A 7414-nucleotide genomic window follows, 5' to 3' on the forward strand; every position below is an offset into this window, starting at 1 on the left:
TCCGGATTTCGGCGCGAGCCTGCGCGCGAATTTAGCTCGGGGCTAGGCCTACGCGGCCTCAGCCTCGCGCATCGCTGCCTCGAGCGCGACCCAGCCGAGCATCGCGCACTTCACGCGCATGACGTACTTGCCGACGCCTTCGAACGCGATCGCGTCGCCGAGCAGATCGGCCTCGTCATCGGTGAGGTGATTGCTGCCGCGCTTGCGGAGCATGCCACGCAGGGCCTCAACGCCGGCGCGCGCCTGCGCCACGGGCTGGCCCACGAGCTGCTCGACCATGATCGAGGCGGAGGCCATCGAGATCGAGCAGCCGTCGCCGACCCAGCCAATCTCGGCGACCCGGTCGTCCTCGACGCGCACGCGTAGGCGAATCTCGTCGCCGCACGAGGGGTTCTTCTCGAAGTGCTCGGCATCGAAGGGAGCGATCTCGCCCTCGCCGCTGCGGCGCCGCGAGGCGTCGAGAATGATGTCCTGGTACAGCGAATCGAGCCCGCTCATCGGTCGGCCCCGAAGTAGGCGCGCACGTCCCCGAGCGCCGAGACGAGTGCGTCGATGTCGTCGTTCGTCGTGGTGAAGTAGCTCGAAGCGCGGGTCGACGCGGTGACGCCGAGTCGGCGGTGCAGCGGTTGCGCGCAGTGGTGGCCGCCGCGCACGGCGATGCCGCGAGCATCCAGGAACTGCGAGACGTCGTGCGAGTGCACACCGTCGACGATGAAGGCGGCGAGGCCCGAGCGTGGCACCGAGGCGTCGTCGCCGATCACGGTGACGCCGTCGAGCGCCGACAGACGTTCGACCATGAGGGCACCGAGGGCCTCCTCGTGCTCGGCAATGGCGGCCATGCCGACGCCCTCGAGGTAGCGGCAGGCCGCGGCGAGGCCGATCACCTGCGGCACAGCCTGCGTACCGGCCTCGAAGCGGGTGGGCGGGTCCATAAACGTCGTCGACTCCATGGTGACGATCTCGATCATCGAGCCACCGGTGCGAGCCGGCGGTAGCTGCGCGAGGCGCTCGCGGCGGCCGTAGAGCACGCCGAGGCCGTTCGGGCCCGTCATCTTGTGGCTCGAGAACGCGGCGAAGTCAACGCCGAGGGCGTGGAAATCGACCGGGCGATGCGGCACCGACTGGCAGGCATCGAGCACCGTGATTGCACCGACCGAGGTCGCGAGCTCGACGAGCTGCTCGACGGGTGCGATCATGCCGGTGACGTTCGAGACGTGCGCAAAGGCGATGACCTTGGTTGCCTCGGTCACGACGGCGCGGGCGTCGTCAATGCTCCAGGTGCCGCGGTCGTTCGCGGGTACCCACTTCAGGGTGGCGCCCGTCGCGAGCGCGAGCTCCTGCCACGGCACGAGGTTCGCGTGGTGCTCCGCCTCGGTGATGACAATCTCGTCACCCGGGCCGAGCCGCAGGGGGACCGACTCGTCGCCGCCGCGACCCCGAGAGGCGGCCGCGATGCCGAGCGTCACGGTGTTGAGCGCATCCGTTGCCCCCGCCTGCCACGCGATCTCGTCGGCATCGGCACCGATGAAGCGTGCGATTGTGTCGCGGGCATCCTCGAAGTCGCTCGTCGAGAGCGCGGCGAGTTCGTGCGCCCCGCGGTGCACGGCCGCGTTGCGGTGCTCGAGGAAGTCGCGTTCGACGTCGAGCACGGCGGTCGAGCGCTGCGCGGTCGCGCCGAAGTCGAGGTACACAAGCTGCTCGCCGTGCACCTGCTCGGCCAGAATGGGAAAGTCGCGGCGAAGCTCGCGGGCTCGGGCGTCAGTAATTACGGAGGAAGACATCGTTCCTAGCCTAGGCCGGGCCCCGCGTAGGATGGCGAACATGACGTTTTCGGTAGCGGTCGCTGGGGCTAGTGGGTACGGCGGCGGCGAGCTGCTGCGGCTGCTTGCGAGCCATCCGGAATTCGAGGTGCGCACTGTTACGGCGCACCAGCAGGCCGGCCAGTCGCTGCGAACGGTGCATCCGCACCTCGCGAGCTACGGCGACCTCGAATTGCAGCCAACCGACGCGGCGCATCTGCGCGGCCACGACATCGTCNTTCCTCGCGCTGCCCCACGGCAAGTCGGCGGCGCTCTCGGCCGAGCTCGAGGGCGAGGTGAGGTTGCTCGTCGACGCCGGCGCCGACCACCGCCTGGAGCGGGAGCAGGACTGGACCGACTATTACCCGGGCGAGTTCGCCGGCACGTGGACGTACGGCATGCCCGAGCTCGTGCTCGCCGATGGCGGGAAGCAGCGCGCGCAGTTGCCCGGCACCAACCGCATCGCCGTACCGGGCTGCAACGTCACCGCGGTGAGCCTCGCGCTCGCGCCGGCGATTCGTGCTGGCCTGGTCGAGCCGGATGCGCTCGCGGCGGNTCCTCGCGGTCGGTCCTTCGGGAGCCGGTAAGAAGGCCTCGGTCGGCATGCTCGGCAGCGAGCTGATCGGCAACGTGGTGCCGTACAACGCGTTTGGGGGTCACCGCCACAACCCCGAGATCCGGCAGAACCTTCGCCGTGCATCCGGCGCCGACGTGCGCCTCTCCTTTACCCCCGTGCTCGTGCCCGCGGCGCGCGGCATTCTCGCGACCAGCTCGGGCACTCTCATCGACGGGGTCGACCAGGCGCGCATCGACGAGGTTTACCGCGAGGCGTACGGCGACGAGACCTTCATCGAGGTACTCACCGACGGCCGCCTGCCCCGCACGAACGACGTGCTCGGCTCGAACCGCACGCAGATCGCTGTCGGCATAGACGAGCGCGCCGGTCGCCTCATCGCGATCAGCGCTCTGGATAATCTCGGCAAGGGCACCGCCGGTGCCGCCATCCAGTCTGCGAACCTTGCCCTCGGCCTCGAGGAGTCGCTCGCACTTCCCCTGAACGGAGTCGCCCCGTGACCATCACCACCCCCAAGGGTTTCCGCGCCGCCGGCGTCGCCGCCGGCATCAAGAAGAGCGGCGGCCGCGATGTTGTGGTGGTCGTCAACGACGGCCCGTCAGCCTCGGCCGCGGCGGTGTTCACGAGCAACCGCTGCGAGGCACACCCCGTGACGTGGTCGCGGCGCATTCTCGACGACGGCGTCGCCTCCGCGGTCGTGCTCAACTCGGGCGGCGCGAACTGCTTCACCGGCGAGTTTGGCGCCGAGACGACCGAGCTCACGGCGAACCGCGCCGCCGAACTGCTGCAGCTGCAGCCGAGCGACGTCATCGTCTGTTCCACGGGCCTGATCGGTTCGGGCGACGAGAAGTTCCGCCAGGGCGTGCTCACGGGTGTCAAACTCGCGGTCGCCGAGCTCGCCGACGACGAAACGGCCGCGCAGCATGCCGCCGACGGCATCCTCACCACCGACTCGGTGGCGAAAACCGCGCTGCGCGAGGGCACCGGCTACTCGATCGGCGCGATCGCGAAGGGTGCGGGCATGCTCGCCCCGGGCCTCGCAACGATGCTCGTCGTCATCACGACCGACGCCGACCTCGAGTCGGCCCAGCTCGACACGGCGCTGCGCGAGGCCACTCGCCTCAGCTTCGACCGCGTCGACTCCGACGGCGCCATGTCGACGAACGACACCGTCGCGCTGCTCGCTTCGGGCGCATCCGGCACCGCGGCCGACGAAGGCGAGTTCACGAGCCTGCTCGTNCTCTGCCAGGACCTCGCTCGCCAGCTCCAGGCCGACGCCGAGGGCGCGAGCCACGACATCACGATCACCACCACCGGCGCGGCCACGGAAGACGAGGCGGTCGCCGTCTCGCGCGCCGTCAGCCGCTCGAACCTCTTCAAGACCGCGATCTTCGGCAACGACCCGAACTGGGGCCGCGTGCTCGCCGCGATCGGCACGACCGACGCACAGTTCGTGCCGCAGCAGATCGACGTGTCGATGAACGGCGTCATGGTGTGCCGCGCCGGCACACCCGACGCGCCCGTCGACACCGTCGACCTCACGCCGCGCAAGACCGAGGTGCTCATCGACCTCCACGCGGGCGACGCAACCGCGAGCATCCTCACCAACGACCTCACGCACGACTACGTGCACGAAAACAGCGCCTACTCGTCGTAGGTCGAAAGGCAGCATGTCTGGCGACACCCACCCATGGCTCGCGGCCTCGACCGCGAAGGTCGAGACGCTCATCGAGGCCCTGCCCTGGATGCAGCAGTACCACGACGAGATCATCGTCGTGAAGTTCGGCGGCAACGCCATGGTCGAGTCCGAGCTCATTGAGGCGTTCGCGCAAGACATCGCGTTCCTGCGCTACGCGGGCATCAAGCCCGTCGTCGTGCACGGCGGCGGCCCGCACATCTCACGCATGCTCGACCGCTTCGGCATCGAGTCGGAGTTTCGCGCCGGGTATCGGTACACCTCCGCGGAGGCGATCGAAGTCGTGCGTATGGTGCTCGGCGGCCAGGTCGCCCGCGAGCTCGTCTCGGCGATCAACGATGTCGCGCCGGTCGCCACCGGCACGTCGGGGGAGGACGCCGGGCTGTTTCAGGCGCAGCGTAAGACCACGGATGCGTCGGGCAAGCCGATCGACCTCGGTCACGTCGGCGAGATTGTCGCGGTCAACCCCCAGGTCGTCTCGGCCGACATCGCGGCCGGCCGCATCCCCGTCGTCTCGACCATCGCGAGTGACATCGACGCGCCCCGCAAAGCGCTCAACATCAACGCCGACCGCGCGGCTGCCGCGCTCGCGGTGGCGCTCGGCGCNCGCAAGCTCGTTATGCTCACCGACGTCGAGGGTCTCTACCGCAACTGGCCCGACCGATCGTCACTCATTTCGTCGATCAGCGCCGAGGAGCTCCGCCCTATGGTGCCGAACCTCGAAGCGGGCATGATCCCCAAGGTGCAGGCGTGCCTCGAGGCCGTCGACGGGGGCGTCTCGCGTGCCACCATCATCGACGGCCGTGTGGCCCACTCAACCTTGCTCGAAATCTTTACCACCGACGGCTTCGGCACCGAGGTCATGCCCTAGCGGCGCCTCTGTTTGACCACCAATTCGAAAGGCTCACCAATGATCCGCCACTTCCTTCGCGACGACGACATCACCGCCGCCGAGCAGAGCACGATTCTCGACCTCGCGGCGAAGCTGAAGGAAGACCGATTCCTGGCGCGACCACTCGAGGGCCCGCAGTCGGTCGCGGTCATCTTCGACAAGAGCTCGACGCGCACCCGCGTCTCCTTCCACGTCGGGGTCTCGGAGCTCGGCGGCAGCCCGCTCATCTTCACCACAGCATCGAGCCAGCTCGGCGGCAAAGAGACCCCCTCCGACACCGCGCGCGTGCTCGAGCGCATGGTCGAGGCCATCGTCTGGCGCACCTATGCGCAGTCGGGCCTCGAGCAGATGGCCGAGGGCGCACGCGTACCGATCGTCAACGCGCTCAGCGACGACTTTCACCCCTGCCAGCTGCTGGCCGACCTGCTCACGATTCGCGAGCACCGCGGCACGACGGCCGGACAGAAGCTCGTGTTCGTTGGCGACGGCGCAAGCAACATGGGCCACTCGTACCTGCTTGCCTGCGCGATTGCCGGTATGCACGTCGCCGTCGCCTCACCCCAGGGCTACCTCCCTCGTGAGGATGTGGTGGCGCGCGCCCGCGAGCTCGCCGCCGAACAGGGTGGCTCCGTTGAGGTGGGCACCGACGCCGCGGCGCTCGTCGCCGGCGCCGATGTCGTCGTCACCGACACCTGGGTCTCGATGGGCCTCGAGGAGGAGCGCGCCGAGCGCGTCNCCGCCTTTGAGTCGTACCGGGTGACCCAGGAGATGATGAGCGACGCGAAGGACGATGCGATCTTCCTCCACTGCCTGCCAGCGGACCGCGGCTACGAAGTCGACGCCGACGTGATTGACGGAGCCCAGTCGGTGATTTGGGACGAGGCCGAAAACCGGCTCCACGCCCAGAAGGCGCTACTCGTGTGGCTGCTCGCGCAGGCCCGCGGCGTCGAACTGCCGTAATCGGCTGCAGCGCCGAGCGAACTAGACTATTTCCAGACCTACAGCTGAAGGAGCAACATGACTGAGCGTATTGTGCTCGCGTACTCGGGAGGTCTTGACACCTCCGTCGCAATCCCGTGGATCAAGGAGCGCACCGGCCGCGAGGTCATCGCCCTCGCGATCGACGTCGGCCAGGCCGGCGAGGACCTCGAGCAGATCCGCCAGCGTGCCATTGACTGCGGCGCCGTGGAAGCCGTGGTCGTCGACGCCCGTGACGAGTTCGCGAACGATTACCTCGTGCCCGCCCTCCAGGCGAATGCGATGTACCAGCGCCGCTACCCACTCGTGTCGGCGCTCTCGCGCCCGCTCATCGCCCGTCACCTTGCGCGCACCGCTCGCGAGCTCGGCGCGAACTCGATCGCGCACGGCTGCACCGGTATGGGCAACGACCAGGTGCGCTTCGAGGCCGCCGTCGCGGCGCTCGCGCCCGAGCTCACCTCGATCGCGCCCATCCGCGACCTCTCGCTGACCCGCGACGTGGCCATCGAGTACGCGGGCGAGCACAACCTGCCCATCCGCCAGTCGAAGGCGTCGCCGTACTCGGTCGACCAGAACGTCTGGGGCCGCGCGGTTGAGACCGGCTTCCTCGAAGACCCGTGGAACCCGCCCATCGAAGACCTCTATGAGTACACGCAGGACCCGACGGTCGACCGTGCTCCGACCGAGGTCACCATCGCGTTTGAGTCGGGCACCCCGGTGTCGATCAATGGCGAGCGTCTGAGCATGCTCCAGATCGTCGAGAAGATGAACCAGCTCGCGGGCGAGCAGGGCGTCGGCCGCATCGACATGGTCGAGGACCGCCTCGTCGGCATTAAGTCGCGCGAGATCTACGAGGCCCCGGGCGCGATTGCGCTCATCGAGGCGCACACCCACCTCGAAGACCTCGCGCTCGAGCGTGACGTGGCCCGCTACAAGCGCAGCGTCGAGATCGAGTGGGGCAACCTCGTCTACGACGGTCTCTGGTTCGGCGGCCTCAAGCGCGCGCTCGACGCGTTCATCCAGCACACGCAAGAGAAGGTCACCGGCGAGGTGCGCCTGACCCTGCACCAGGGCCGCGCCGTTGTCACCGGCCGCCGCAGCGACGAGTCGCTCTACGACTACTCGCTGGCGACGTACGACACCGGTAACACCTTCAACCAGGATGCCGCGCGCGGCTTCATCGAGCTGCACTCGCTGCCCTCGAAGATCGCCGCCCGCCGCGACCAGCCCGAGCTGTAGGGCATGGCGGACGCAACCTCGCGAGCCGGCGAAGACGGCGCCCTCTGGGGCGGCCGCTTCGCCGGCGGACCGTCGCCCGAGCTCGCTCGGCTGTCGAAGTCGACGCAGTTCGACTGGAAGCTGGCGCACTACGACCTTGCTGGTTCGCGCGCGCACGCGAACGCGCTCGCGAAGGCGGGGTACCTCAGCGAAGACGAGCGGCTCGGGATGCACGCCGCGCTCGACGAACTCGAAGA

General features: G+C 68.7%; 6 protein-coding genes and 2 pseudogenes. 6 read left to right on the plus strand and 2 right to left on the minus strand.

Annotated features, from left to right (window positions below):
- Nucleotides 1-48: 48 nt before the first annotated feature.
- The gene (gene sufU, locus ID132_RS04520) at nucleotides 49-498 is read right to left on the minus strand and encodes a Fe-S cluster assembly sulfur transfer protein SufU (protein WP_193127950.1); all 450 of its coding nucleotides are present in this window, start codon (nucleotides 496-498) and stop codon (nucleotides 49-51) included.
- Entirely contained in the window at nucleotides 495-1781 is a 1287-nt protein-coding gene (locus tag ID132_RS04525) for a SufS family cysteine desulfurase (protein ID WP_125107265.1), read from the minus strand. Before ID132_RS04525 ends, sufU begins: the two co-directional genes overlap by 4 nt.
- Before the next feature lie 40 nt (nucleotides 1782-1821).
- On the opposite strand from ID132_RS04525, the pseudogene argC reads away from it, so the two are divergent.
- From argC to ID132_RS13615, 6 genes and pseudogenes are all read left to right on the plus strand, one after another.
- Nucleotides 1822-2873 (plus strand): annotated as a pseudogene (argC, locus tag ID132_RS04530) (N-acetyl-gamma-glutamyl-phosphate reductase).
- Entirely contained in the window at nucleotides 2870-4030 is a 1161-nt protein-coding gene (gene argJ / locus ID132_RS04535) for a bifunctional glutamate N-acetyltransferase/amino-acid acetyltransferase ArgJ (protein ID WP_193127951.1), read from the plus strand. Before argC ends, argJ begins: the two are co-directional and overlap by 4 nt.
- A 13-nt stretch (nucleotides 4031-4043) precedes the next feature.
- Nucleotides 4044-4940 carry an acetylglutamate kinase gene (gene argB, locus ID132_RS04540; protein WP_125107268.1) on the plus strand — a complete coding sequence of 299 codons (897 nt, stop codon included), beginning with the start codon at nucleotides 4044-4046 and terminating at the stop codon, nucleotides 4938-4940.
- Between the two features lie 39 nt (nucleotides 4941-4979).
- Nucleotides 4980-5921: an ornithine carbamoyltransferase gene (gene argF, locus ID132_RS04545; protein ID WP_193127952.1), complete on the plus strand. Its 942-nt coding sequence runs from the start codon at nucleotides 4980-4982 to the stop codon at nucleotides 5919-5921.
- 57 nt (nucleotides 5922-5978) lie between these two features.
- Nucleotides 5979-7178, plus strand: coding sequence for an argininosuccinate synthase (locus tag ID132_RS04550; RefSeq protein ID WP_125107270.1), 1200 nt, complete (start codon nucleotides 5979-5981; stop codon nucleotides 7176-7178).
- A gap of 3 nt (nucleotides 7179-7181) precedes the next feature.
- Nucleotides 7182-7414 (plus strand): annotated as a pseudogene (locus ID132_RS13615) (argininosuccinate lyase); the annotation flags it as partial.

This window comes from Gulosibacter sediminis, assembly GCF_014904065.1.
GTDB classification, from domain to species: Bacteria; Actinomycetota; Actinomycetes; order Actinomycetales; family Microbacteriaceae; genus Gulosibacter; species Gulosibacter sediminis.